Source organism: Hymenobacter sedentarius, assembly GCF_001507645.1.
GTDB classification, from domain to species: domain Bacteria; phylum Bacteroidota; class Bacteroidia; order Cytophagales; family Hymenobacteraceae; genus Hymenobacter; species Hymenobacter sedentarius.
The window spans coordinates 194,196-219,173 of record NZ_CP013909.1 but is presented as its reverse complement, the minus strand read 5'-3'; the positions used below and the strand labels follow the sequence as shown (position 1 = coordinate 219,173).

General features: G+C 61.5%; 23 protein-coding genes. 8 read left to right on the top strand and 15 right to left on the bottom strand.

The window, feature by feature from the left end:
* Nucleotides 1-114 precede the first annotated feature (114 nt).
* The 5 genes from AUC43_RS00965 to AUC43_RS00945 form a co-directional block, all read right to left on the bottom strand.
* Nucleotides 115-408, bottom strand: a complete 294-nt coding sequence (locus AUC43_RS00965; RefSeq protein WP_068188626.1) for a cell division protein ZapA — start codon at nucleotides 406-408, stop codon at nucleotides 115-117.
* Between the two features lie 39 nt (nucleotides 409-447).
* Nucleotides 448-744: a hypothetical protein gene (locus AUC43_RS00960; RefSeq protein WP_068188624.1), complete on the bottom strand. Its 297-nt coding sequence runs from the start codon at nucleotides 742-744 to the stop codon at nucleotides 448-450.
* A 186-nt stretch (nucleotides 745-930) separates the two neighbouring features.
* Entirely contained in the window at nucleotides 931-3,942 is a 3,012-nt protein-coding gene (locus AUC43_RS00955; protein WP_082684824.1) for a M16 family metallopeptidase, read from the bottom strand.
* Nucleotides 3,943-4,151: 209 nt separating this feature from the next.
* Entirely contained in the window at nucleotides 4,152-6,587 is a 2,436-nt protein-coding gene (pheT, locus tag AUC43_RS00950; RefSeq protein WP_068188620.1) for a phenylalanine--tRNA ligase subunit beta, read from the bottom strand.
* A 298-nt stretch (nucleotides 6,588-6,885) separates the two neighbouring features.
* Complete coding sequence (locus AUC43_RS00945) at nucleotides 6,886-7,497, bottom strand: DUF1684 domain-containing protein (RefSeq protein WP_071885998.1); 612 nt, start codon at nucleotides 7,495-7,497, stop codon at nucleotides 6,886-6,888.
* Nucleotides 7,498-7,589: 92 nt separating this feature from the next.
* On the opposite strand from AUC43_RS00945, the gene AUC43_RS00940 reads away from it, so the two are divergent.
* Entirely contained in the window at nucleotides 7,590-7,874 is a 285-nt protein-coding gene (locus AUC43_RS00940; protein WP_068188612.1) for a hypothetical protein, read from the top strand.
* 97 nt (nucleotides 7,875-7,971) lie between these two features.
* On the opposite strand, the gene AUC43_RS00935 is transcribed toward AUC43_RS00940, so the two are convergent.
* A complete protein-coding gene (locus AUC43_RS00935) occupies nucleotides 7,972-8,463 on the bottom strand; it encodes a hypothetical protein (RefSeq protein WP_233254074.1) in 492 nt (163 codons plus the stop codon).
* 567 nt (nucleotides 8,464-9,030) lie between these two features.
* On the opposite strand from AUC43_RS00935, the gene AUC43_RS00930 reads away from it, so the two are divergent.
* Nucleotides 9,031-10,845: a glycoside hydrolase family 13 protein gene (locus AUC43_RS00930; RefSeq protein ID WP_071885783.1), complete on the top strand. Its 1,815-nt coding sequence runs from the start codon at nucleotides 9,031-9,033 to the stop codon at nucleotides 10,843-10,845.
* A gap of 207 nt (nucleotides 10,846-11,052) precedes the next feature.
* On the opposite strand, the gene AUC43_RS00925 is transcribed toward AUC43_RS00930, so the two are convergent.
* The 6 genes from AUC43_RS00925 to AUC43_RS20735 all read right to left on the bottom strand — a co-directional run bounded on the left by AUC43_RS00925 (nucleotide 11,053) and on the right by AUC43_RS20735 (nucleotide 16,807).
* On the bottom strand, nucleotides 11,053-13,500 hold the full coding sequence (locus AUC43_RS00925; protein WP_068188608.1) for an outer membrane beta-barrel protein: 2,448 nt from the start codon (nucleotides 13,498-13,500) through the stop codon (nucleotides 11,053-11,055).
* Between the two features lie 385 nt (nucleotides 13,501-13,885).
* Nucleotides 13,886-14,401, bottom strand: coding sequence for a DUF1003 domain-containing protein (locus AUC43_RS00920; RefSeq protein WP_233254073.1), 516 nt, complete (start codon nucleotides 14,399-14,401; stop codon nucleotides 13,886-13,888).
* Between the two features lie 195 nt (nucleotides 14,402-14,596).
* The gene (locus AUC43_RS00915; protein ID WP_068188601.1) at nucleotides 14,597-14,848 is read right to left on the bottom strand and encodes a WGxxGxxG family protein; all 252 of its coding nucleotides are present in this window, start codon (nucleotides 14,846-14,848) and stop codon (nucleotides 14,597-14,599) included.
* Nucleotides 14,849-14,967: 119 nt separating this feature from the next.
* Nucleotides 14,968-15,309, bottom strand: coding sequence for a hypothetical protein (locus AUC43_RS00910; protein ID WP_068188598.1), 342 nt, complete (start codon nucleotides 15,307-15,309; stop codon nucleotides 14,968-14,970).
* A gap of 47 nt (nucleotides 15,310-15,356) precedes the next feature.
* Nucleotides 15,357-16,211, bottom strand: coding sequence for a cyanophycinase (locus AUC43_RS00905; RefSeq protein ID WP_068188595.1), 855 nt, complete (start codon nucleotides 16,209-16,211; stop codon nucleotides 15,357-15,359).
* Between the two features lie 392 nt (nucleotides 16,212-16,603).
* Nucleotides 16,604-16,807: a hypothetical protein gene (locus AUC43_RS20735; protein WP_157780866.1), complete on the bottom strand. Its 204-nt coding sequence runs from the start codon at nucleotides 16,805-16,807 to the stop codon at nucleotides 16,604-16,606.
* A gap of 438 nt (nucleotides 16,808-17,245) precedes the next feature.
* Here AUC43_RS20735 and AUC43_RS00900 point away from each other — a divergent pair, with 438 nt between their 5' ends.
* Nucleotides 17,246-17,905: a YceI family protein gene (locus AUC43_RS00900; protein ID WP_068188592.1), complete on the top strand. Its 660-nt coding sequence runs from the start codon at nucleotides 17,246-17,248 to the stop codon at nucleotides 17,903-17,905.
* 466 nt (nucleotides 17,906-18,371) lie between these two features.
* Here the strand turns inward: AUC43_RS00900 and radC are convergent, their stop codons facing one another.
* Entirely contained in the window at nucleotides 18,372-19,130 is a 759-nt protein-coding gene (gene radC / locus AUC43_RS00895) for a RadC family protein (protein ID WP_082684823.1), read from the bottom strand.
* 124 nt (nucleotides 19,131-19,254) lie between these two features.
* Between radC and AUC43_RS00890 the strand changes: the two genes are divergently transcribed.
* The 5 genes from AUC43_RS00890 (at nucleotide 19,255) to AUC43_RS00870 (ending at nucleotide 23,782) form a co-directional block, all read left to right on the top strand.
* Nucleotides 19,255-20,493, top strand: coding sequence for a metallophosphoesterase (locus AUC43_RS00890; RefSeq protein WP_068188589.1), 1,239 nt, complete (start codon nucleotides 19,255-19,257; stop codon nucleotides 20,491-20,493).
* Nucleotides 20,494-20,611: 118 nt separating this feature from the next.
* Nucleotides 20,612-21,271, top strand: a complete 660-nt coding sequence (locus tag AUC43_RS00885) for a hypothetical protein (RefSeq protein WP_068188586.1) — start codon at nucleotides 20,612-20,614, stop codon at nucleotides 21,269-21,271.
* A gap of 131 nt (nucleotides 21,272-21,402) precedes the next feature.
* On the top strand, nucleotides 21,403-22,083 hold the full coding sequence (locus AUC43_RS00880) for a carboxypeptidase-like regulatory domain-containing protein (protein WP_157780865.1): 681 nt from the start codon (nucleotides 21,403-21,405) through the stop codon (nucleotides 22,081-22,083).
* A gap of 265 nt (nucleotides 22,084-22,348) precedes the next feature.
* Nucleotides 22,349-23,350, top strand: coding sequence for a UV DNA damage repair endonuclease UvsE (uvsE, locus tag AUC43_RS00875; protein WP_082684821.1), 1,002 nt, complete (start codon nucleotides 22,349-22,351; stop codon nucleotides 23,348-23,350).
* Nucleotides 23,351-23,425: 75 nt separating this feature from the next.
* Complete coding sequence (locus AUC43_RS00870; RefSeq protein WP_068188582.1) at nucleotides 23,426-23,782, top strand: hypothetical protein; 357 nt, start codon at nucleotides 23,426-23,428, stop codon at nucleotides 23,780-23,782.
* A gap of 92 nt (nucleotides 23,783-23,874) precedes the next feature.
* On the opposite strand, the gene AUC43_RS00865 is transcribed toward AUC43_RS00870, so the two are convergent.
* Both AUC43_RS00865 and AUC43_RS20285 read right to left on the bottom strand, forming a co-directional pair.
* Nucleotides 23,875-24,255, bottom strand: coding sequence for a hypothetical protein (locus tag AUC43_RS00865; protein WP_157780864.1), 381 nt, complete (start codon nucleotides 24,253-24,255; stop codon nucleotides 23,875-23,877).
* An 87-nt stretch (nucleotides 24,256-24,342) separates the two neighbouring features.
* The gene (locus AUC43_RS20285; RefSeq protein ID WP_199243489.1) at nucleotides 24,343-24,813 is read right to left on the bottom strand and encodes a hypothetical protein; all 471 of its coding nucleotides are present in this window, start codon (nucleotides 24,811-24,813) and stop codon (nucleotides 24,343-24,345) included.
* Nucleotides 24,814-24,978 lie beyond the last annotated feature (165 nt).

Below are 24,978 nucleotides of genomic sequence, written 5' to 3'. Positions count from 1 at the left end.
GGAATGGGTGAAAACCATAACTGGGAGGAACAGTTTTGCCCGGGCTAACGCGGTAGCGGCCGATTGCCGCGCCGCCCTGCCGGGCCAACGAGTGTGCGGTGCCGGGCGAGGGGATTACCTCGCCGGCACCACGCCTGATAGCAGCTCGTCGAAACGAGCCAGCCGCTCGGTTAGCGCCGCATCGGTGCCATCCTTTTCCTTGCTCACTTTCAATTGGTCGGCCATGGTGGCCAGCGCAATCATGGCCAGTAAGTCCTGCTTGTCCTGAATGCCGTAGCCCTCCCGAAATTCGCGCAGCTTGTCGCTCAGCAGCCGCCCGGCCAAGCGCAGCCGTTCCTCATCCTGCACCGATACGCGCATGGGATAGTCCCGGTCAGCAATTCGAATTTTGATGGCTAGTTCGCTCATAAGGCGGAAGTTACGGCGGTGGGGGTGAAGGTCAGTGGGTTAGTCTCTCAAATAGGCAAGACACTTGTCCAGTTCGCGGATGTATTCGTTGAGGCGCAGTTTTAATTCGTTGGCGTGGGTGGGTTCCCCAGCTATGGTGTGTACAAGTTTAACAATATTTTCCTGGTTCTGGTGCTCCTTGAGCTGCCGGTCCCGCTCGCGCACATCGGCCCGCAGCTGCTGCACGGTGGTGTTGGCATCGGCCAGCTCTTCACGCAATTGCTGATAGGCAGCCACTAAGGTGGTAATCTGCCGCTCCAGGCGGTCGAGTTGCGCAAGCTGTTGGGATGAGGCCACGGTCGAGATAATTTTTGCGTGAAGATAAAGCGGGTCCCCGAAAGCTACGCTTTACCAGGGACCCGCTTGCAACTTACTACTCAGGCAGCTTTGAATTTGGTCTAGCTGGTTGGCAAAAAAAGTAAGCACGTCAGGAACCCCCGACGTGCTACTTGCTTCCAAACATCAGGTTAACCGGTTCGCCGACTAGCCTTTCTTCGTCTTGACCTTCATTTTGCCACCGTCTTCGGTTTTGGTCTTGATTTTCTCGTCAGTCGGCATGGCCATCTGGGCGGGAGCGGCGGCGGGCATGGCAGCAGCTGCCACTAGGGGCTTGCCGTCCAGGTCCAGCTCCACTACTTCGTAGCCCAGCTCGCCCAGGCCGGGGAAAGCCTTGGCGCGGTCGCCTACCACCACGATGTACATGTGGTCGGCGGGCAGGTACTTCTTGGCCGAGGCCTGCACGTCTTCCTTGGTTAGCTTCTTCAGAATCTGGCTCTGCTCATCCACAAACGAGGTGGGCAGGTTGTACTCCACGATGCGGCTCAGGAAGGCCGCTTTCTGCCCGCCGGTCTCGTACTTCAGGGCGTCGCTCTGGCCCACCGAGGTTTGCACAAAGCGCAGCTCCTCGTCGGAGATGCCGTTCGGGTAGTTCTTGATTTCGCTCATGAACTCCTTCACCGAAGCGGCCGTGGCATCGGCGCGCACGCCGGCCGAGGCCGTGAACGGGCCCACGTAGCTGGTGCCGGCAAAACCCGAGCGGGCGCCGTAGGTGTAGCCTTTGTTCTCGCGCAGGTTCAGGTTGATGCGCGAGTTGAAGGCGCCGCCCAGCAGGTAGTTGGAGAGGTAAGCGCGGTAATAGTCGCCGGTGGCATCGTAGGGCAGGGCCAGGTAGCCCACGCGGATTTCCGATTGGGCGGCACCGTCCTTGTTCACGAAGTAGATGCGCGTCTTATCAGGCTGGGTCACGGGCATGGCCGCGGGCAGCGTGATGTTCTGGCGGGGCCAGGCCTTCAGGAAGTCCAGCTTTGCGGTCACTTCCTTGGGGTCTACGTCGCCCACAATGGTCAGGTAGCTCGTGTTGGGTGCGCCGCCGGTTTGGTAAAACTGCTTCACGTCGTCGAGGGTGAGGCCGCTTACGCTGGCGGTGGTGCCGCTCGGGGAGATGCCCATTACGTCGGTGGTGCCAAACAGCAACCGGTCGTAGGTTTTATTGGCAATCACCACGGGTTGGGTATTCTGGTTGGCAATCAGCTCCAGGGTCTGCTTTTTCACGCGGTCAAAGTCGGCCTGGTCGAAGCGGGGACGCAGCAACCGCTCGTTGAGCAGGGCCAGCGTGGCCGGCAGGTTCTTGGTCAGGCTTTGCACGTATACTGTCACCCGGTCGTCGCCCGACTGCACCGATACGTTGCTGCCCAACTTATCCAGCTCGGCCGAAAATTGCTCGCTGGTGTACTTCTTCGAACCCTCGTTTAGCATGGCTGCCGTGAGGCTGGCCAGGCCGGCTTTGGCGGGGTTGGCCTGCTCCAGCCGGCGGCCGCCGCGGATGGTGAGCAGCATGGTCACGGAGGGAATCTCGGAGTTGCGGGTGCCAATCACCTTCAGACCGTTGGCAAACTCTTCGCGATACAAGGCCGGTACCTTGATAACCGGGTTGGCGCCGGAGGCCGGCTGCTTGCTGCGGTCAAAGGTGTCGGTGGCCTTCACGTACTTCAGGCCGGCGTACTCGTCTTTCGGCGCCTGGTAGCCCGCTTTGTCGATGGTGAAGTTGTCGGGCTTGGCCGCGGCTACACCACCGGTTTTGGGCAATACGCTCAGGATAACGGCGTGCTTGCCTTTGAGGTACTTGTCGTAGGCGCGCTGCACGTCGGCCTTGGTCAGGGCCTTGAGCTGCTTGGCTTCTACCGTGATGTAGTTCGGGTTGTTAAAGTAGGTCTGGTTGGCAGCGAGCTGGCTCACTTTGCCGCTTACGCTGGCCAGGCGGTTCACGCTTTGTGCTTCGGCCTGGGCCTTGAAGCGCTGCAGGTCCTCGTCGGTTACGCCGCGCTTTTCAAACTCGGTTAGGGTTTTGCGCACAATGGCTTCGAGGCTGTCGAGGCCTTTGCCGGGGAAGGGCAGGGCCACGATGGCCAGCTGGCCGGCCAGCTCCGAATTCTGCTGGTTGGCGCTGGCTTGCACGGCCTTCTGGTTTTTCACCAGGTTTTTGTAGAGCAGCGAGGTCTTGCCGCCGCCCAAAATTTCGGACAGAGCATCCAGGGCCATTTCGTCGGCGTGGCCGTGGGGCACGGTCGGGAACACCATCTGCAGCATCGGGAAGCGCACGTTGTCGGTGTAGCTCACGTAGCGGTCGGTAGCCAGCACGGGGGCGGGCAGTTTGGCCTTGGCCACGGCCGGGCCGCGCTTGATGGAGCCGAAGTACTTTTCTACCAGCTTCACCACTTGAGCGGGCTGCACGTCGCCGCCTACGGTCAGGGTGGCGTTGTTGGGGCCGTACCAGCGCAGGAAGAAGTTTTTCAGGTCCTCTACGTTGGAGCGGTCCAGGTCTTCGAGGTAGCCGATGGTCATCCAGGAATAGGGGTGGCCGTAGGGGTACAGCGTCTTGTTCACGTACTCGCTGGCGAGGCCGTACGGGCGGTTGTCGTAGTTCTGGCCCCGCTCGTTTTTCACGGTCGAGCGCTGGATTTCAAACTTCTTCTGGCTCACGGCGTCGAGCAGGAAGCCCATGCGGTCGGCTTCCAGCCACAGGCCGGTTTCGAGCTGGTTGCTCGGCAGGGTTTCGTAGTAGTTGGTGCGGTCCTGGTTGGTAGAGCCGTTCAGGGTACCCCCGGCGGCAGTCACCAGCTTGAAGTGCATCTGGTCGCCCACGTGGTCGGAACCCTGGAACATCATGTGCTCGAAGAAGTGAGCAAAGCCCGACTTGCCAATCTGCTCGCGGGCCGAACCTACGTGATACGTCACGTCCACGTGTACCAAGGGGTCGGAATGGTCTTCGGCTACAATGAGCGTCAGGCCGTTGGGCAGCACGTACTTCTCGTAGGGAATCACGAGTTGGCCGGGCTGCTTGGTCACTTTCTCAATCAGTTTGGTACCGCCGGGTGAGGCAGCCGATGCTGATTTGGTAGCCGGCGCTTTGCTGGCTTTCGCCGCGGGCTTTTGCTGCGCCGAGCCAACAGTGGTTACCAGGGCCAGGCCCAACGTAGACAATAAACGAAGATTCATTTTGCGAGAAACAGGAGTAAGGGGAGGGAAATAAAAAATACTTAAAGCACAGCTCAATGCTTGCTGCCTGAAAGATAGTACTTCGCCTATAAACCGGAGTAATAAATCGATGAGCAATGCAATTGTATAGAGCAAGGCATAAAAAAGGAACGCCATGCCGGGCATAACGTTCCTTGATTTCCAGGCAGCGGCCTGCTCGCCGGTTGTGGTTATTTGCGAATCAGCGCGCCGGCTTGCTTTTCAAATTGCCCAATCAGGCGCTGCATTACCTGGTCGATGGCCTGCTCGCTCAGGGTCTGGGTGAAGTCCTGCAGGGTGAAGCTCACCGAATAAGACTTCTTGCCCGCGCCCAGGTTTTCGCCGGCGTACACATCGAACACGTTCACGCTTTGCAGCAGCTTCTTCTCGGTGCGCTGCGCAATCTGGCGCAGCTGGTCGAAGGTCACGCTGGCGTCCACCACCAGGCTCAGGTCGCGGCGTACCTCCGGGAACTTGGGCAGCTCGCGGGCCACCAGCGTGGGCTTGTACTTCTTGCTCAGGGCATCCCAGTCCAGCTCAGCATACCACACGGGCTGCGTCACGTCGAGGCGCTTGAGCACCGAGGCGGCCACGGCGCCGAGTTGGGCCACGGGCTGGTTGTGCACCAGCAGCGTGAGGCCGCCGGCCAGGTAGGGGTGCTGCACTGGCTGCGAGGCCGCCCCGCCAAAGCCCAGGGCCGCCAGCACCTGCTGCACCGCCCCGGCCAGGTCGTGGAAGGTGGCTTTCTCCGACTTGTGCTGCCAGGTTTCGGCGGTGGCGTTGCCGGTCAGGTAAATCACCAGCTTGGTCTTCTCATGGTACTTGCCTTCGGCGGTTTGCTGGTAGATTTTGCCGAATTCGTACAGCTTCAAATCCCGCTGGCGGCGGTTAATGTTGTGCCGAATGATTTCCAGCCCCGAGTGCAGCAGCGTGGGCCGCATGGCATTCAAATCCACGCTGTTGTAGTTGAGAATGCGCACCAGCGACTCGTCCGCTTCGCCTTCTTTGTCGAAGTACTGCGAGTTGGTGAGCGAATTGGTCAGAATCTCCGAAAAGCCTTGCCCACTTAGCAAGGTGGCAATTTTGAGGCGCGTCACTTCCGGGTCGGGGTTCGGGAATTTAGCCAGGTACGACGCCGAGTTATTGGGCCGCAGCGCCACGTTGTTGTAGCCGTAAATCCGCAAAATCTCCTCGATGATGTCGGCCTCGCGCGTCACGTCCACCTTGTGCGGCGGCACCGACAGCAGCCAGGTGGCCTGGTCGCCCTCGTCCCGGTTTTCGTCGGTAATCACAATGTCCAGGTCGGTGAGAATCTGACGGATGCGCTCGGGAGCAATGTGCTGGCCCACCAGCCGCTCCACGCGCGGCAGGCGCAGGCGCACCGTGGCCGGCTGCACCGGCGCGGAGTACTCGTCTACCACCGGCGCAGCCACCGTGGCGCCTGCTACTTCCTGCAGCAGCAAGGCCGCGCGCTGCAGCGCCACGGGTACCATGTTGGGGTCGGTGCCGCGCTCGAAGCGGAACGAGGCATCGGTCTTCAATTGGTGCGTTTGGGAGGTGCGGCGCACGGCGGCGGGGCCGAAGTAGGCGCTTTCCAGGAACACGCGGGTAGTGGCGTCGCTCACACCCGAGGTCTTGCCGCCGAACACGCCGGCCAGGGCCATGGGCGCACCGTGGGCATCGGCAATCACCAGGTCATCGGCTTTGAGGCTGCGCTCCACGCCGTCGAGCGTCACGAATTTCTCGCCGGCTTCGGCGCGCTTCACCCGAATCTGGCTGCCCGTAATCTGGTCGGCGTCGAAGGCGTGCAGGGGCTGGCCCAACTCGTGCAGCACGAAGTTGGTCACGTCCACCACGTTGTTGATAGGGGAGAGGCCGATGCTGCGCAGGCGGCGCTGTAGCCACTCGGGCGAGGGGCCCACCTGCACGTTTTCGAGCAGCAAGCCGGCGTAGCGCGGGCAGGCGGTGGCGTCCTCAATCGTCACGCCGATGTTGGCCGCGGCCGAGGCCGACGCCTGGAAGGCGCTGGTATCGGGCAGGTGGCAGGGCTGGCGCAGCAGGGCGCGCAGCTCGCGGGCCACGCCGTAGTGCGAAGCCGCATCGGCACGGTTGGGCGTGAGGCCGATTTCAAACACGGTATCGGAGCCCAGGCCGAAGTAATCGGCGGCGGGCGTGCCGTTGGGCAGCTCGGTTTCCAGCACCATGATGCCAGCGTGCGAGGTGCCCAGCCCAATTTCGTCCTCGGCGCAAATCATGCCTTCGGAGGCCGCGCCGCGGATTTTGCTTTTCTTGATTTTGAACGGCTCGCCCTGTGCGGGGTACAGCGTAGCGCCTTCCAGGGCCACCACCACGCGCTGGCCAGCGGCCACGTTGGGGGCGCCGCACACTATCTGGCGCGGCTCGGCGTCGCCCACGTCCACGGTGGTCAGGCTGAGCTTGTCGGCATCGGGGTGGGCGTCGCAGGTGAGCACGGTGCCCAGCACCACGCCGCGCAAGCCGCCGGGAATGCTTTCCAGCTCTTCCAGGCTCTCCACTTCCAAGCCCGAGCCGGTGAGCAGGGCGCCGATTTCGGTGGCAGGTTTGTCGGTAGGAATGAGGGTCTTAAGCCAGTCGAAAGAAATGCGCATGAGGAGTGTCGGTTGTCGGTTGTCGGGTGCCCAGCATTGGGGCAGGCCGACAAAGGTACAAACCGAGGCAAGCCAGCTGAAAATGAAGCGGGAACTGGAGCATTTCACTCCGGAAATCTCACTCTCAACCCCCCTCCGGCGGAAAGGGGAGCCTGACGATTGTAGCGCGGACTTTTAGTCCGCGAAGTGCTAAACTCTACACGGAACACGCGCGGACTAAAAGTCCGCGCTACGTGCGCGCCGCCGTGGCTGCACTCTCCGCGGGAGAGGGGCTGGGGGGTGAGGTTCCCCGCTGCGCTCACTCGTGAAACGATTTTTCCCCAGCCGGAATAGCCACCTGGAGCCGATTTGCCGCCGGTGGCACGGGGCAGCTGTACTCGTTATTATAAGCGCAGTACGGGTTGTACGCCTGGTTGAAATCCAGCTCAATTTCCGTGGCGTCTAACTTGGGCTTGGCTGCGTCGAGGTAACGGCCGCCGCCGTAGGTTTCGTGGCCGTTTGTGGGGTCCGTGAATGGAATAAATAGCGTGGAATCTTTGCCCGTCGCTTTTAAATAAATGCCTAATTGCTGGGGCTTATTATCTATTTGAAATTTCGCGATTCCCCAATTTAAATATTTCTCCGCGCGGTTGTCGCTCATTTGAATGAGCGTGGTATCAGGGTTTGTATTGAGCGAAATAGTAGCAGGAATTACAAATGCTAATTGAGCTGGATAATACTTCAGGCTGTCAAATTGGGCCTTTTGTTCGGCGGATAGGGGAGAGCTATCCGACTGCCGAAAGGAGCGGTTTTTTTCGCTGCGGGATTTATTCAGTTTGGCGGAGTAAGCACTGGCGTCGGGTTTGGTGGCATTTAATGAATAGAGAATAATGCCGATGATGGCGGCGGCCAGCCCAATTTTTTTAATCATGTTGATGGTGTTTTCGAAAAGGTAACTCAAGGCCTGCAAACAGAGCGTTGGTCCGGGCTCAATTACAGGTGAGTTCCTACCTTGTTCGCCTCATGCGACTATTCTTTCTGCTCTTTACCGCGCTTGCCGGCATTGTTCCGGCCGCGGCTCAACAAGCTCCCGCAACTACTTTCCACGCCACCGAGCGCCGCGTAAATAACCTGATGCACACCAAGCTCGATGTGTGGTTTGAGTATGCCAAACGCTACCTCTATGGCAAAACGTGGGTTACAGTCAAACCCCACGTTGGGCTAACGGAAGCCCAGCTGCGGCAGCTGCTCACGGTCGGCGAGGCGGCCGTGGGCACGGTGCAGGCCGCGCGGCCCGCGCCGTGCTGACCAAAGCCCTGGACGCAGCCTAAAAGTAACGATTTATCTCCTCCGTGGAATTCTAAACCCAAGCTGAATGAAAGGCCGTTGACTGCGGGCTCCACCCTCAGTGACGGGGTATGGTTGCGCTGAACGTGATGCCTATCGCATTTGCCGAATACGTTTTGCGATACTGGTCGGTGTACGACATCGCCGTGTACATGAGGCCGACGCCCCGGTATGCTATTTCGAACGTCGGCCCACTGGCGCTTTGGAAGGAGACGTCTTCCCCAAGTCCATCGGTATTGAATTGAATGCCGCGGTGCATGGCCAGGCCGGCCCCCACACGGAGCTTATCGGTAAACATCCAGTTGGCCGTTAACAGGATGGGCACCCGGGTCAAACGGATATGGGCGTTATCGGCTGCGGTGGTCACGTACTTGTAGCCCACGGTTCCGCGCAAGCGCAGCTTCTCCACTTTCGGAACCTGAAACTCCCCGCCTACGGCGATGGAAATGCCCTGCCCGGCGTTTACCGATTGGGTATTTCCGTTGGTAAAATACACTTCGGCTACCCGGTCGCCACCCAGCTCCAAGGCGCCGCCGACCAACAAACGCACCGGGGGTGCTTTCTTTTCTGCCTCCTGCCCGCTGCCTTTATTCGCCTCTTGCGCGAAGCCTTTATTGAACGGAATAATTGCTAGCGAAGCAAATAAAACCAGGCTTCTCAAAGCTGCCATGTTGAAAGAAATTGGGGGTTTGTTGTTTGTGTTTTACTAATGACCGGTGGTTGCGCAGCCCGTGTAAGAGGCTCAGGTATTGCTTAATGGATAATGTTGGCAGCAGGATGCAAGACCGCTGTTTCCCAGCATATTCATAGCATATGCAAATATATAAGTCGGCGATATCGCGTTACAAAGCCCTGTATTTCGGAATATCAATGGCTGCTGTGCCGCGTGGATTTATGGGCTCAAGTTGCGCTAAGCAAACTCGCTCCTTTGCTGAAAGGGCCAGTGTAAAGAGTTTTGCTCACCCCTTCCCACGCTGTTGCTTCTGCTGCACCGGCGCCGTAATCTGCCGCTGGAGCACTGGTGCGCGTCGCTCGCAGGTTAGCCAATCAATCCTTCTGCGCGTAGGTTTGCGTCCCCACAGGCGCTGCTTTTCCCCGGCTATCAGACCCTCAACCCATGAAGAATCCTTTCTCCACTGCGCTGCTGGCTGTGCTGTTGCTACTGGCCTCGGTCCTGCCGGGCCGGGCGCAAGCCGATTTCACCCCGGATTGGAGCAAAGGAGTGGTCTGGTACCAAATATTTCCGGAGCGTTTCAGCAACGGCGACCCGCGCAACGACCCGAAGGTGACCGACCAGAACGGCGCCTATCCGTTTGACGACTCCTCGGCGTTCCAGATTCATCCTTGGGGCAGCGACTGGTACAAGCTGCAGCCCTACGAGCAGAAAAACGGCAAAGACATCTATTACAACATTCAGCGCCGCCGCTACGGGGGCGACTTGCAGGGCATCCTCAATAAGCTCGACTACCTGCAGTCATTGGGCGTGAATGCGCTGTACCTCACGCCGGTGTTTTGGTCGCCTTCCTCGCACAAGTACGATGCCCTGTGCTACCACCACGTCGACCCCACGTTTGGGCCCGACCCGGAAGGCGATAAGAAGCTCATGGTCACCGAAAACCCGCTCAAGGCCGAAACCTGGGTGTGGACCAAGGCCGATTTGCTGGTGCTCAAGCTCATCGAGGAAGTGCATAAGCGCAAAATGCACCTCATCTTCGACGGCGTGTTCAACCACCTGGGGGCAAAAAGCTTTGCCTTTCAGGACGTCGTGAAAAACCAACAAGCCTCGCCCTACGCCGACTGGTTTATGGTGAAGAGCTGGCGCGATGCCGCCAAAGGCACCGCCTTTGAGTACAACGGTTGGTTTGGGGTGAAGACCCTGCCCGAGCTAAAAGAAGACGAAACTGGCATTGTGGCCGGGCCCAAGCAATATATTTTCAACGCCACCCGGCGCTGGATGAACCCCATGAACAAAGGCGCAGCCCACGGCATCGACGGCTGGCGCCTGGACGTGGCCTACGACGTGGGGCACCCGTTCTGGAAAAGCTGGCGCCAGCATGTGCGCAGCATCAACCCCCAGGCCTACATGACGGCCGAGCTGGTGTTCCCAATAGAGAAAACCAAGCCCTACCTGAGCGGCGACGAGTTCGACGCTACCATGAACTACAACTTCGCCTTCGCCGTGCACGACTTTTTCGTGCAGGACGCCACCGCCGCCACCGTCACGGCCTTCGACGCCCGCCTCAAGCAGCTGCGCGAAGCCTTTGGCCCGGGCGTGGCCCTGAACATGCAAAACCTGGTAGACAGCCACGACGCTACCCGCATCGGCAGCGCGGTGGCCAACCCCGACGGCAAAAAAATGGGCGACTGGGGACCCTACTTCAACTGGAGCCAGAAGAGCAACAACAAGACCTACAATGCCCGCAAGCCCACCGCGGCCCAGCTGCAAAAGCAAAAGCTGATTGCCGCCTTCCAGATGCTGTACCTGGGCTCGCCGATGATTTTCTACGGCGACGAAGCCGGTACGTGGGGCCCCAACGACCCCGATTGCCGCAAGCCCATGGTGTGGGCCGACAAGCAATACGAGCCCGAAACGGCCAACCCCGACCAAACCACCCACGCCCCCGACGCGGTGCAGTTCAACAAGGACTTGTTTGCGTGGTACCAGAAGTTTATTGCCTTGCGCCGGCGCTCTGCGGCCATCCAGCGGGGCACCTTCACCACGGTAGCCACCGACGATGCCCGGCAGCTGTACGCCTTCCGCCGCACGCTGGGCAAAGAAGACGTGCTGGTGGTCCTCAACCGCGGCAGCAAGCCGGCTGCGTTCACCCACGCACTGCTCGCTGGGCACCAATACCAGGACGCCTTCACGCGGGCGGCAGCCACTAAGGTCACGGTGCCCGCCATGGGCGTGGTGGTGTTGCGCACCAAGTAAGGACTGCCGCTTCTGAAACTACCGGAACACGGGGGTCAATTGACTTCAGGGAAACAGCCGGAATTTTTACGAATCCACTATTAAGAAGTGGGAAAAGCTGGCTGTGTCACCGTAATGACCGACACAGCAGGGTAGTAGGCTGTAAGGGAAGGCGGTCCGCACCACTTTATCCGCTTCTTAAAAATTTGTCCCATGCCTTGCGGGTTATCAGCCCCCAGCGCGGCGTTTTTCGTCCTCGGCGCCGTCGGCGCGCCGGCGGGCGGGGGCCAGCTTGTCGTTGCCGAAGCGGTAGGTGAGCGTGAGCGTGGCCACTCGCGAATCGCCGGGCTGCCGGAACCGCTCGACGTAGTTGTTGTAGGCCGAGGTACCGCCTTCGATGTTGGTGTAGAGCACATCGGTTACGTTGAACTTGAGGGTGGCTTTGCGGTCCCACAGGCTTTTTTGGGCGCCCAGCGTGAGCTGGCCCAAGGGGCGGGCGTTGATGAAGCCGTACTGCTCGCGCGACTGGTAGGTGGCGTTTACGTCCAGGGTCCAAGCGCGGGGCAGGGCCACGGTGCTGGTGCTGCTCAGGTTGAAGGCGAGCCGGCCCCGATTGAGGGCTGTGCCGGCCAGGTCACCTACAAACTGCGAGTAGTACAGCACGGCGTTGTTGTACACGGTCCAGCCTTTCACCGGCTCCAGCGGCGCCGTCAGGGTCAGGGCGAAGTAGTGCTGCGTGGCCAGGTTCACGGGCCGGGACACGATGAGCCGGCTGGTGGCCGACTCGGGCTGCACTACCTCGATGATGGGGTGGCGGGTGTTGCTGTAGCTCAAGCCGGAACTGAATTTCTGGCGGAAGGTGTGCGTCAGTTCCAGGTTGTAGCTGGTTTGCGGCACCAGGTCGGTATTGCCCGAGCCGTAGGTGGTGGCGTCGAGGTAAATGCGGAAGGGGTTGAGCTGGCCGTAGCTGGGCCGGTCGATGCGGCGGCTGAGCGAGAAGGCCAGCGTGTGCCGGTCGGAAAGCGTGCGCGTGAGGCTGCCGCTCGGAAAGAGCTGGGCGTAGCGGCGGTCGAAGCCCTCGTTGCCCACGTCCTGCCGGCCAGTGGCCAGGGTTTGCTCGGCCCGCAAGCCCAGCTGCAGCTTGGTTTTGGGCCAGGTTTGGGCAAAGGTTGCGTAGGCGGCTTGAATCCGTTCGTCGTACCGAAACCGGTTGGTTTGGGTGAGGTCGACGCTGGTTTGGCCGTTCGCGGTGCGGTTAAACAGCACGTCGTTGTCGGAAGCCACGTGGCTGGCCTTGGCGCCCATTTCCAGCCGGCGCTGGTGGGTGAGGGGCCACAGGTAGTCGGCCTTGGCCGACTGGATGGTGAGCAGGCCGGTCTGGTCGCCCACCAGGATGTTAGGGGCGAGCGCCGGGCCGTCGAGCACCGTGGCCAGGCCCTGCTGCCGGCGGGTGTGGTACGTGGCGTAATTCACATCGCCCGACAGTTCGCGGCTGCCACCTGAATCGGCCGGAAAGGTGTGCCGGAAGTTGACGTTGCTGGTAAAGTTGGGCGTGGTCACGGTGCGGAACGACTCAGAATGGGAAGCCGTGCGCAGTGCTCCGTCGGGGCCGTATACCTGGGTGGCGTTGGTGCCCACGTTGTTGCCCGTGCGCCGCAGCCCGCTCACGGCCGCGCCCAGCACCGTGCGCTCGCTCAGGGCATAGTCGAGGCCCCCTCGAAAGTTATGGGCCTGGTTTTGCAGCCGGTTGTAGCTCACCTGGTCGGTGGTGCCGGTGGGTTGGGCTTGTTCGAAGAAGTCGCGGTGGATGGTGAGGTTGGAGTACGTGCGCCGGTCCGAGTAATTGTAGCTGCCAAACAGGTTTACCTTTTGATGGCGGTAGTTGGCGTTCAGGCCCGTGGTGAAGCGGCCGTGCACCCCGCGGCCGTAGCCCAGGTTGGCGGTGCCGTTGGTGCCCTGGCGCTGGTCTTTTTTGAGGTTGATGGCGATGATGCCGGCGCCGCCTTGGGCGTCGTACTTGGCCGGTGGGTTGGTAATCAACTCAATACTGCGCACCTGCTCGGCGGGCAGGGCGCGCAGGTAGTCGGCCAGCTCTGAGCCCGACATGGGCTGGCGCTTGCCGTCTATCATCACCAGCAGCCCCTGCTTGCCGCGCAGGGCCAGGTTGTCGTTAGTCACGGATACGCCCGGGGCGCGGGCCAGCACGTCCAGCGTAGTGTTGCCGGCGGCCAGCGTCGAGCCTTCCACGTTCACCACCGTGCGGTCGGCTTCGCGCTCAAACAGCGGCTTCTGGCCCACTACCACCACTTCCTTGAGCTTGGTGCCCTCACTGGTTTGCAAGGCGAAAGCTGGCAGCGTGAGCCCACCAGCCGGCACCTCCAGCGGCCCCGCCCAGTAGCGCACAAACCCCACCTGAGCTGCTGATAAGAGATAGCGCCCCAGGGGCACGGCGTCGAACTGAAACGCTCCTTTTACATCGCTGAACTCGGTTTTGACCACTACCGAATCGGCCGCCCGGTGCAGCGTGAGGGTGGCAAATTCCACGGGCGACCCCGTCGGGGTAGCCACGGTGCCGCGCACGGCGGCGGGCGTTTGGGCCTGGGCCCAGCCCGGCGCAGCGGCCAGCCAGAGCAGTGCCAGGCCGCGCCCGAGTGGGGAAAGTATCGAGCAGTTCATCAGCAGAAAAGAAAAGGTGAGGGTTTATTCAGTGACCGGCTTTGGCTTCGGGCTGGGCCATCCACCACCGTACCATCCGTGGTCAGCTCAAATCGGAAGCTTGTAGCATCGGCGGCCAGCAATTCGTCTTGCTTCAACTCCCGAACGAACGCCGCATAGTCAATATTCAGGTGCGGCTGCTGAGGCTGCGGATACCGGGCATCTACTGGCTCGGGCGCGGCTTCCTGCCTTATGCGACTACACGTAGTTAGTACGAAAAGATTCGTAACCAAATGTAAGTGAGGGAATCCACCGGGCCACCACGGTTTACGAATTTCTTCGTAGGTAAAATTTTAGGGTCGCTTGTTTCCAACTCAAGTCGCTTTGGCTTGCAGGAGCTGCTGGGCTATGCCGTTGGCGAAGCCGGAGAACTACGCTGCTCGTGGTGTTCGATGGTGTCGAGCACCTGCTCGGGCTTCACGTCTTGCGCGAGCTCCGCTAGCTCCGGGTCGTGGCCTTCTGCGATGCCGAGCTTTTTGGCCATTTCTGCCACCAGCGCGACGAGGCGCGTGATTTCGTGCTCGCCCAGCAGGCTCACCTGCAGGTTGAGCTCGGCGCGTTTGTCGGCCTGGGCCGACATGCGGTTTTGGCTGATGAGCACGAACGTCGAGAGAAAGATGGCCTCGACCGAGGCAAACATGGCCAGCACCACGAAGCTGGGGTCGAAGGGTTTCAGCCCAAGCCAGCCGGCATTCCAGATTAGCCAGCCGCCGAACAACGCCAGGTGAATGAACACAAACGCCAGGCTGTCCGCAAAGGTGGTAACGGCATCGGCCAGGCGCTCCTGCCAGGTGCGGCGGGCTTCTTCGGCCTGCCGCCGCTTGAGGAGCTCCGCGATGTTGCGCTCGACAATGCGGGCCATAGCGGGGGCAGGGGTCGGTGGGGTGGGGCGTGGGTTCATGCAGGGGCTGCTTGTGCAACAGCGAAGTAGGTGTTAAGAACCTAAGAGTCAACAAAAAGCCGTGAGCGAACGACAGCCTGGGCTGGCGCCTGCTCACGGCTTGCGGGGTTTTGCGCTGCCTCCTGCCAAGCGGGCTGCGGCGCGGTGCTCGGCCGGCTAGCGGTTATGATTGGGCACTGCGGCGGCGGTGCGGTGCACCTCGGTGGTTTTCCGACGGCCGAGCAAGCCCAACAGACCAAGCAGGCCGAGCAGGCCCCACTTGCTGTGGTCCTCGTCGTCGTTATCGCGCGTGGTGGTGGTTTTGGTGGTGTTGGTGGTGGCGTCGGCAGATTGAGCCCGGGCCGGGGTGTTCACGGCTAGGGTTGCGGTGAGGGCAAACAGGCCGAGGAGGGTGGTGGTCTTTTTCATGGGGTGGGTTTTGGTTTGAAAAATGGGTGGTAATTAAAAAAACGGGCAACTCGCGAACCGTTTAGTAAGGGTTATAAGGGCGTTCGGCCTTTAGAAAGCCGATGCGGAAGCGGCTAGGCTCAGGCCCGCGGGTGGGGCGTGGTGTTTCCGGAGGCAGCTGGTTGTCGGCGGGGCAACTTCCCTGCGCTTTGGCCCGACGCAACCCAATGGTCGAACGCCTCCAGGGATAGGTGCCCGGCCATGAAATTCCAGAGGGTGTAGCCGCGCCATTCGAGGCAAAAGCTGAGGAATTCGGGCTCGGCTTTGCTGGCCCGCATTCCCTGCGCCTTCACCTCGGCCCGCCGGTCCGGGGGGAGGGCTGCCAGCCAGTCATAAAAATCCGTGGCCGTGAGCGGCAGCGCCCGGGCCTGGGCACAGTACGCCTGGATGGCGCGGTGGATTTCGGCGGCCAGTTCGGTCATGAGCGATAGAATAGGGCAGAGCGAAAAGAGGGCCGAGCGGACGGAAGCTAGTGGGCCAGTGCAGCAGCGTGCTGGTACTGCGGCAGGGAGTAGCGCTCGCCGCGTGAAAGCAAGTGGACCTTCAGGTCGCGGATGGAGAAGACCTCGCCGGGCTTAACCTGCGGCAGGGTGTTGCCGGTGCAGTCGAGGCCGTCGACGAGCACCACAACGCCGTTGCCGAGCACCTCCAGCTCGCGGCCGTCGGTCACGAGCACGGCGGTGTCTTCTTCGAGTCCGATGCCCAGGCAGCCGGGGTTGCCGGCAATAATCTGTGCCATGCGCACGATGCGGCCGCGCGTGACGAAGTGAGTGTCGATGGCCACGTCGGGCAGCAGCTGCAGGCCGGCCGATAAGTGAATTTCGTCTTTGCGGAACCCCGCGTCGTTGCGGCCCTGGTAAATCATGGCCGTGGACATGGCCGCGGCCCCGGCGCTGGTGCCGGCAATGACGAAGTGTTCCTTGTGGTAGCGCTCGCGCAGGCGCTGCAGAAACTGCGTGCCGCCCAACAAGGCCGTGAGCCGGAGCTGGTCGCCGCCGGTGAACATGACGCCGTTGGCCCGGTCGAGCAGGGCCAGGGCCGCGGGGCTGTTGGCTTGCTCGCGGGTCTGGACGTCGAGCACTTGCACGTGCTTCACGCCGAGGGTGGCGAAGAGCTCAACGTAGTCCTCGGCCGCGGCCGCGGGCTCTTCGGACGCCGTGGGAATCACCACGACGGTGTTTTTGGCGGCCAGCTCGTCGACGAAGCGCTGGAGAATAAAATCGGGGGCCTCCTCGGGCGCTTCGTCCGGGTTGGGTACCTGGCGCTGTTCGTGGCCGCCGATGAGCAGCAGACGACCTTTGGGCAGGTGGTTGCGGGTGGGCATAAGTAAAGACAATAGGAACAGAAATGAGCGGAATAATTGGGCCAAGCCGGTTTTTCGGTGGCGTACCTGGCGCCGAAAGCGGGCGCTTCATCTACCCGGTGGGCGCACCGCCTGGCGCTGGTGCTGCACTCCACGGCGGTGTTGGCCTGGGCGTTGGCCGTGGCTTCGTTGTGCCGCTGCCCGGCCCGCTCTGGCAGGCTTCGGCCAGCGGCGGCCCCTGGGTGCTTGACTAAGGCAGGGCATAAACCTTGTGGGCCCGGGCGCCGCGCCAAGGTGGAGGGGTTCATGCAGACAAAAAAGAGCCCCGGGCCCGCGTTAGCGGGGCCAGCAGCGGACGGCGGAAAAGATGCGGGAGGCGAAGAGCCCGGCGCCCCCGAGCGGGCGGGAGGTGGCTACCTGAGCCCGGGGCGGCCGAACTCCTGCGGCCAGGACGTTTGCCGCAGCTCCGCAGTCGGAAGCAGGTACTCCTGGTCCTGCTCGCCGCGCAGGGTACCGAAGAAGTTGGGGGCCGCGTTGTTGTCGTCGCGCCGGACCTTGGCCACGATTTTGGGGTCGGCTTGGAGCACAGGTCGTTGGGAAATGGGGGTGGGCTTCATAGCACGGTGGGTGTAGGGCGAAGTGCCGAGGGGTGGGGGTGCCAGCGGCCTTTTTTAAACGGCAACGGCTCAGCTTTGACTGAGCTTAAAGTGCCTCCAGGCAAGAAATACGTATTATTCTGTAGCAAAATGGTATAAATGCGCAGGCATTTGCGGTAAACCCGCAGAGCCCTTAGGCTTGCGGAAACGGAGCCCTTGCGCAGAGATTTCGGCAGTAGCGGGTGCCGGGGAGATAATGAACAGGAGCCGTAAGCCGGTCGGCCGCGGCTGCACTGGGTCGGCCCAATGGGTGCCGCGGCGGCCCAGGCGCCGACCGGGGGGCGCCGTGGCAGGGGGCGCTGAGAGCAGCCGCGGCACGCCGCGCTGGCTCCGAATGTTGTCAGGTGGCAACTTCCTCTTAACTTGTCGCCTAACCATTTACTCTCCCTTTTTTCACCCATGCAAAAACTCTTCTTGCCCCTGCTGCTCGCCACTGCCGTGCTCGCGGCTCCCACACATGCCGCGCCCGGCGCGGCGCCCTCCGCTACGGTAGCCCGCAAGCCCACGCCCGAGCCTTACGTACTGCAGCCGCAGCTAAGCACGTTGGGCTGGCTCGCCAAAAAAGTGACCGGCCAGCACAACGGCACCATTCAGTTTCAAAGCGGGCAGGTGCTGGTGAAAGGCAGCCAGATTGTGGGCGGCACGTTCGTGGTCGACATGGCTTCCCTCAAGGACGAGGACCTGAGCGGGGGAATGAATGAAAAGCTGGTGGGCCACCTCAAATCCGACGACTTCTTTGGTGTGGAGAAGAACCCAACGGCCACGTTCGTCATCACGCAGGTAAAGGCGCTGAAGGGCGACGCCAGCGGGAACAACGCCACCATCACGGGCAACCTCACCATTAAAGGCAAAACCAACCCCCTTACCTTCCCGGCCCAGGTAGGAGTGAAAAACGGCGTGGCCGCCGCCAGCGGCACGGCCACCATCGACCGCACCAAGTACGACATCCGCTACCGCTCGAAATCGTTCTTTGAGAGCATCGGCGACAAGGCCATCGACGACAATTTCACGCTGACATTCAACGTCATCGCCAAGGCCGATGGCGTAGCTCAGCGCTAGTACTCGGCCCCGATACCACCGCAGCTGCCCTGCCCCCTGGGCAAGGTTGCTGCGGTGCATCTGCTTCTGTAAATTCCGGTACCTTTCGACCCACTACACCGTCTCCTCGGCCCCCCAACATCAACTCTATGCACGCTACTCGGCTTTCCATGGTGCTTTATATCGTCGGGGCGCTGCTCTCCGTGGGCGGTTTTCTCCTGCGCGTCAACCACCTCATTTCCCTGGGCCTGTGCTTCGCGATAATAACCGTGGGGCTGTTGGCCACCGGGATAGCGCGCAGGCGTAGGAAAACGCTCTTTCAGAGTTAGAAACGGCACTTGCGCGCGTTTCCTGGCAGCTATACGCAGTGCCAAATCATAGAAATTTGCTTCGCATTTCCCACCTGCGCATTCCTGGTCCAGCGGAAACCATTGCCCTTACCGCTTGCAGTAGTGCTGTTCCGCAAAACCGTGGTTCTTAGCCCAATTTACAGCATCCCCTCGTCGGCAAAGCTGTAGTAGCCTTGGTCGGAATAGATGAGGTGGTCGAGGATGGGCAGGTCCAGGAAGGTGCCGGCTTCCTTGAGCTTTTTGGTGAGCTGAATATCGGCGGCGCTGGGGTTGCGGTTGCCGCTGGGGTGGTTGTGCACCAGAATAATGCTGCTGGCCAGCTGCTCGAGGGCTTCTTTGAATATCATCTTGGGGTCGGCCACGGTGCCAGCCACTCCGCCGCGGCTGATGGCCGTTTTGCGCATCACCACGTTCGCCCGGTTCAGCAGAATCACCCAGAACTCTTCGTGGGGCAGGTCCATCAAATTGGGCCGAATCAGCTGGTAGATGTCGCGCGAGCAGGTGATGGTGGTGCGCGGGGCGGCATCGGCCTCTTTGCGGCGGCGGCCCAGTTCCAGCGCGGCCACCACCGTAATGGCCTTGGCCTCGCCGATGCCGGGGTGGCGGCAGAGCTGCTTCACGCTTTCGCGGGCCAGGGCGTTGAGGTCGTTGTTCACGCCTTGCAGCATGAGCTTGGCCACGTCTACTGCCGAGAGCTTCACGGTGCCCGAGCCCAGCAGAATGGCCAGCAGCTCGGCATCGGACAGGGCGGCGCGGCCTTTGGCCAGCAGCTTTTCGCGGGGCCGGTCTTCCTCGGCCCAGCTCTTGATGCCCAGCGCGCCGGGGGCCGCATAGGGTGGGGGCGTACCCGGCAGGGCGGGCGCCGTGGGTTCGGTCAGGCTGTCAGGTGTTTCCATGCGGCACGGGGTTGGTAGAGGGCGGAAAGTAAATTAAAAGTAAAGCAAAAGGCGCCTCGGCGCGTTTAAACAGCGAGTCCGCTTTGGCAGGAAGCCCGGCGGACCACCCGCTTCAGTTCAGATTATGCGAAATCCTTTGGTGTTATGGTTGGTATTGGGCCTGGTTATTCTGGCCGAATGGTATGGGTATCAGGCCACGCGCACGCTGGCGCAGCACCTGTCGGTGGGCGGGCGGCGGTGGGCGGCCGTCGGCTACTGGCTGCTCACGCTGGCCGTGTGGGTGCTGGCCTTTTGGGCGGGCTCGACCCGGCAAATGGGCAATACGGTGCTGAAAAGCTATTTGATGAGTTTGCCGGTGCTCTTGCTCGCGGCCAAGCTGGTTATCCTGATTCCCTTGCTGCTGGAAGACCTCACACGGCTGGGCCGCTGGGCCGTGAGCGCGGCTACGCGGCCAGCCGGGGCGGCAGGGCAGGCCATTCCGCGCAGCGAATTTCTGGCGAAGCTGGCCGTGGGCCTGGGCGCCATCCCGTTTTTCTCGCTGCTGTGGGGCATGGCCAAGGGCGCGACCGACTACCAGGTGCGCCGCGTGACGCTGCATTTTCCCAATTTGCCACCGGCCTTCGACGGCTTTAAAGTGGTGCAGATTTCCGACCTGCACACCGGCAGTTTTAGCTCAACCGAGCCGCTGCAGCGGGCGGTGGCGCTTATCAATAAGCAAAACGCCGACCTCGTGCTCATGACCGGCGACCTGGTGAACAACCGCGCCACGGAAGTAGAGCCCCACATTCCGGCGCTGCAGCAAATCAAATCCGACCTGCCCATTTTCTCCAGCCTGGGCAACCACGACTACGGCGACTACGTGCAGTGGGACAGCGCCGCCCAAAAGCGTGAGAACCTGGAGCGCCTGATGCAAAACCACGCGAAAATCGGCTGGACGCTCATCAACGATGCCAGCCACACCATCACGCGGGGCGACGACAAAATTGCCATCCTGGGCGTGCAAAACTGGAGCAGCCACGCCAACTTTCCCAAGCACGGCAACCTGCCCCGGGCCCACGCGGCCAGCGGCGATGCGCCGTTCAAAATCCTGCTCTCGCACGACCCCTCGCACTGGGAAGCGCAGGTGCTGCATTACCCCGACATTGACCTGACCCTGAGCGGCCACACCCACGGCATGCAGTTTGGCGTGAACCTGCCGGGCCTGAAATGGAGCCCCGTGCAGTACGTGTACAAGCAGTGGGCCGGCCTCTACGAGCAGGGCCGGCAGAAGCTGTACGTCAACACCGGGTTGGGCTATCTGGGCTATCCGGGGCGGGTGGGCTTCCTGCCCGAAATCACGCTGTTTGAGCTGCGGAGGGCGTAGCTAACAGGCAGTTGAGCTGGAATACTTGACAGGGGAATATTCAGGTTTGGCAACATACGCCACGGCATTGCCGTAAAGCGCCTCCAACCACTTACGGTTGTTCTTAACCTTCCCTGAAATGAAAAATTCCCTCTTGATTCTCGCGGGCGCTGCTGCCCTGTCGTTGGCTTCCTGCTCGCAGGAGAAGACCACCGAAGTCAACACCGTGCCGGCCGACGGCACCACGACCACCACCACGACCACGACCACCACGGGCCCGATGACGGAAGCCCAAATTGAAGCCCGCGCCCAGCAACTCGCCGACAAGATGGCGGCCAACATGAAAATCACGGACGAGGCCACCAAGACCAAAATCCGCACCGTGTACGTGAACCGCTACAAGCGCATCAACGACCTGCGCACCAAGTACACCACCGATACCACCGGCATGGCCGCTGCCATGCGCGATGCCAACAAAGAGCAGGACCAGGAGTTCAAGGTAATATTCGTGGACCCCACGCAGTACCAGGCCTACGAGTCGAGCCGCTCGAGCTACTACGACGACGGCAGCTACACGAACGATAATGCCAGCATGTCGTCGATGGACAGCACGTCGTCGGGCGCGATGAACTCCTCGAGCACCACCACCGAGTCTTCTACCACCACCACCGATGCCGGCACCGGCACCATGGGCGCTACCAAGCTGAAGGCGAAAGCCGAAGACGGCAGCAAAATCAAGGTGAAAGAAAACGGCAAAATCAAAACCAAGGACGCCGACGGCACCAAGGTGAAAAACTAACGAGTTGGTCGATGCAATCGGCCGAACCGTCGCTGAAAAGCCCGCACCTGCAACGGTGTGGGCTTTTTTTGGCTCAATGGGTTGCAACTTTGTTGTTGCGTGTGTTTACTAAGTTGATGTTTATCCAAATAGTGCCTTCTGTACGTGGCGTTTGGCCCAAGCTGAGCCAGTGGCTGGGGGGGCTGGCGGCGCTGTGGCTGCTGGCCGGCAGCGCCCAGGCGCAAGCCCAGCAAGTGCGCGTGAGCGGCAGCGTGGCCGCGGCCGACACGCGCCAGGCCGTGCCGGGCACTACCGTGCAGGTACAGCGCACGCGCCGCGGCGTTGTCACCAACGCCACCGGCGACTTTGCCGTGGATGCCCTGCCCACCGACACCATCTTGTTTCGGGCCCTGGGTTATAAAGTCCAGCTGCTGCCGCTGGGCGGCACCGGGCTCTCGCAGCTGGTGGTGCGTATCCAGCTGGTGCGCGACAGCGTGCGCCTCGGCGAAGTGCAGGTAACCGGCGACCGGCCCGACCGCGCCATTATCAACCGGGCGCTACGCAACATGAAGCGCCCCGCGCCGCCCGTGGCGAGCGGCGCCAAGCGCCCCCCGAAGCCCAAGCCCCTGTTCGCCGTCGACTCCACCGCGCCCAAAGCCCCGGTGCCCACCATTGCCAGCCCCGTCAGCCTGATTTACGAGCAGTTTTCGCGCGAAGGCAAGCAGCGCCGCAAGATGGAGGAGATTGAAGCCGCGCAAAAAGCCGAAAAGGCCCGCAAGGCCCGGGCCGACTACAACAAGGTATTTCGGGACAATCGGGGGTATGAGCCGTAGGGCGAAGCTTGGTCCGGGTAACCTCACCCCCGGCCCCTCTCCCGCGGAGAGGGGAGCCACGGCACAAGTACTAGATTAATTCCTGAAAACAGAAAGCCCCGGCTCACTTGAGCCGGGGCTTTCTGTTGACTGGTTCCCGGCAGGCTCCCCTCTCCGCGGGAGAGGGGCCGGGGGTGAGGTTCCACCCGGCTTGGGCTTTCCCCACTGCCGAGCTCCTAGTCCGATAAACTGAACCCACTTCCAACGCTTCGCGTAAGCCCACAGTATGAAAATTGGGTATCCCTGCGTGAACGAGGCGATGGACTGCAGCGCCGCCAATACCTTTCGGCTGGCCTCGTACTCGGAGGAGCGGCTCATTGCGGCCGTGACGGCTAACCTGATTTGCCTGCGCCGCATGCTGGAGTGGAACGTGGCCCAGGGCCTGCTCTTTTTCCGGATGGGCTCGGGCATTGTGCCGTTTGGCTCGCACGAAATAAACACCTTTCCCTGGCAGACCCACTTTGCGGCCGAGTTCCGGGAAATCGGCGATTACATCAAGGCCAACAACCTGCGGGTGAGTTTTCACCCCGACCAGTTTGTGGTGCTGAATTCGCCCAGCCCCGACATTGTGCAGCGCAGCATCCAGGAGCTGGTGTACCAGGGCTCCATGCTGGATTTGATGGGCCTGGACGGCACCGCCAAACTCCAGATTCATGTGGGGGGGCTATACGGCGAGCGGGAGCTGGCCATCAGCCGGTTTGCGGCGGTGCATGCCACCCTGCCCGCGGCCGTGAAAGCGCGCGTGGTGGTGGAAAACGACGACCGGCTGTTTCCGTTGCGCGACTGCCTGCACCTGCACGAGCTCACCGGCGTGCCCATTCTCTTCGACAACTTCCACCACGAGTGCCTCAACCACGGCGAGCCCATGGACGAAGCCCTGCGGCTGGCCGCTGCTACCTGGCACCCCACCCGCGACGGCGTGCCCATGATGGACTACAGCTCGCAGGCCCTGGGCGAGCGCAAAGGCAAGCACACCGACGACCTGGTCGACGACCTGTTTCGCGAATTCCTTACCAACCTTCACGGGCTCGACATGGACCTGATGCTGGAAATCAAAAACAAGGAAGCCAGCGCCCTGCGCGCGGTGGCCATTCTGCGCGAGCTGGGGCTGAGCGCCCCGGCGCCCAACGTGCCCAGCCCGCCGCTCACCCTGCCGCCCGACCCCAACGCCTCGCCCAAAGCCAGGCGCGCCAAAAAAGAGGCCGCCCCTGGCGCATCGGGTTCTTAAGTTTTTTCCGTTCCATTTGCTGGATTGAGCCAGCGCTCCACTTTCCAATTCCACCCTTTTACCACCCCTTAGCGAATGTCTCTCGACCACCTTCACGCTACTGTTAGCGCCCTCCGCAACGGCCTGACCAGCCTGCCCTTGGGCTCGGCCATGGACAACACCGAAACCTGGCAGCAGAAATTTTTGCAAAGCGGCGAGCCCGGTCTGCAGGACATTGCCCGCGAAATCGGCAACCTGCAGTCTTTGCTCACCAGCGGGGCCCTGAGTGCCACGGCCATCGGCCACTCCCTGAGCATGCTCGGGGACCAGACTGGCCAGGTAAGCGCGAATGTTGACGAGGAGCTGAAAAAGCCGCTGACCGAGCTCGCGGACTTGCTGCGCCGGCACGGTGCCGAGCTGCTGGCCCACGCCGAAAAAAGCAAGAAGAAATAGCCCGCCGCGCCACCGCGCCGCATCGCCCGAAGTGCAAAAGCCCAGCCCAATTAATTGGGCTGGGCTTTTTTCGGTACTAAAAGGGCTGCGGCTTAGCGCGGGATTACGTTGCTGCTGGAGCTCCGGCGCGAGCGGCGCGGCACCACGTCCGTCGATTGCCGGGAGCGGCTGTCCTTAATTACGGGCTGCTCCCGCACGTCGGGCACGGCCGTGGGCGACTCTTCGGGAGTGCCCGCCGTCGAGAAGCCGCGCTCCGGCAGCAGGCGGCTGGGCTGGGCGTCGGTGCTGGTGGGGGTGCGCTGCATTTCGGGCGGCCCCTGAATGGTGCTCTGGTTGAGAGCCGGATTGACGGGCGGCACGGTGGTTTGGCTTTGGCGGCCGCCGCGCACCGGCGCCGACGGGTCGAAGGGAACGGTCTGGGCTTGTGCTGTGGCTGCCAGGAGCAGGCCGGCCAGCAAAAAGTGCGGTTTCATGGGCTTGGGAGTAAATACAAAAGCCAAAACCGGCTGCTTCCGTGGAAACAGCCGGTTTGAAACCTTACGGCATTGCCCTTCAAAAGTTTACTTCCGGGGGTGGGCCTTCATCTTGGTCTTCTTGGGCGTGGCCTTGGCTTTGGCCTTCATGGGCCGGTTGCTCATCGACGTGGTGCTGCCGCTCATTTCGCCGCTGGTAGTGCCACTCGTCGTGCCGCTGGTAGTAGTGCCCGAGGTCGTGCCCATGTTGCCGCTGGTAGTGGCCCCCGAGGTAGTACCGCTGGTGGTTCCGCTGGTAGTGCCCATCGTAGTGCTGCCGCTGGTGGTACCCATCGTGGTGCTACCGCTGGTAGTGCCCGAGGTGGTCCCCATTGTAGTGCCACTCGTGGTCCCGCTCGTGGTAGTGCCAGAGGTGCTGCCCATACCACTAGTGGTAGTGCCCGATGTTGTGCCGCTGGTGGTACCCGAGGTAGAGCCGCTAGTGGTGGTTTGGGCGAGGGCCGCGCTGCTTACGCCAGTGGCAACTACGGATGCGAGCAAAATTCTGGAGAGTTTCATAGGTCGCGAGTTAGAGGTGAGAATGCACTTAATGTATTAGATGCCAAGCGAGTCTGCTTTTAGCGTGGGTTCTTTACGGCTACTGCTCCGGGTTAGGTTACAGAAGTTAAGAATAATTATTGAAATAATTGGATTAAGCTCAGCACTTTGCTGGGTCGAAAGTCG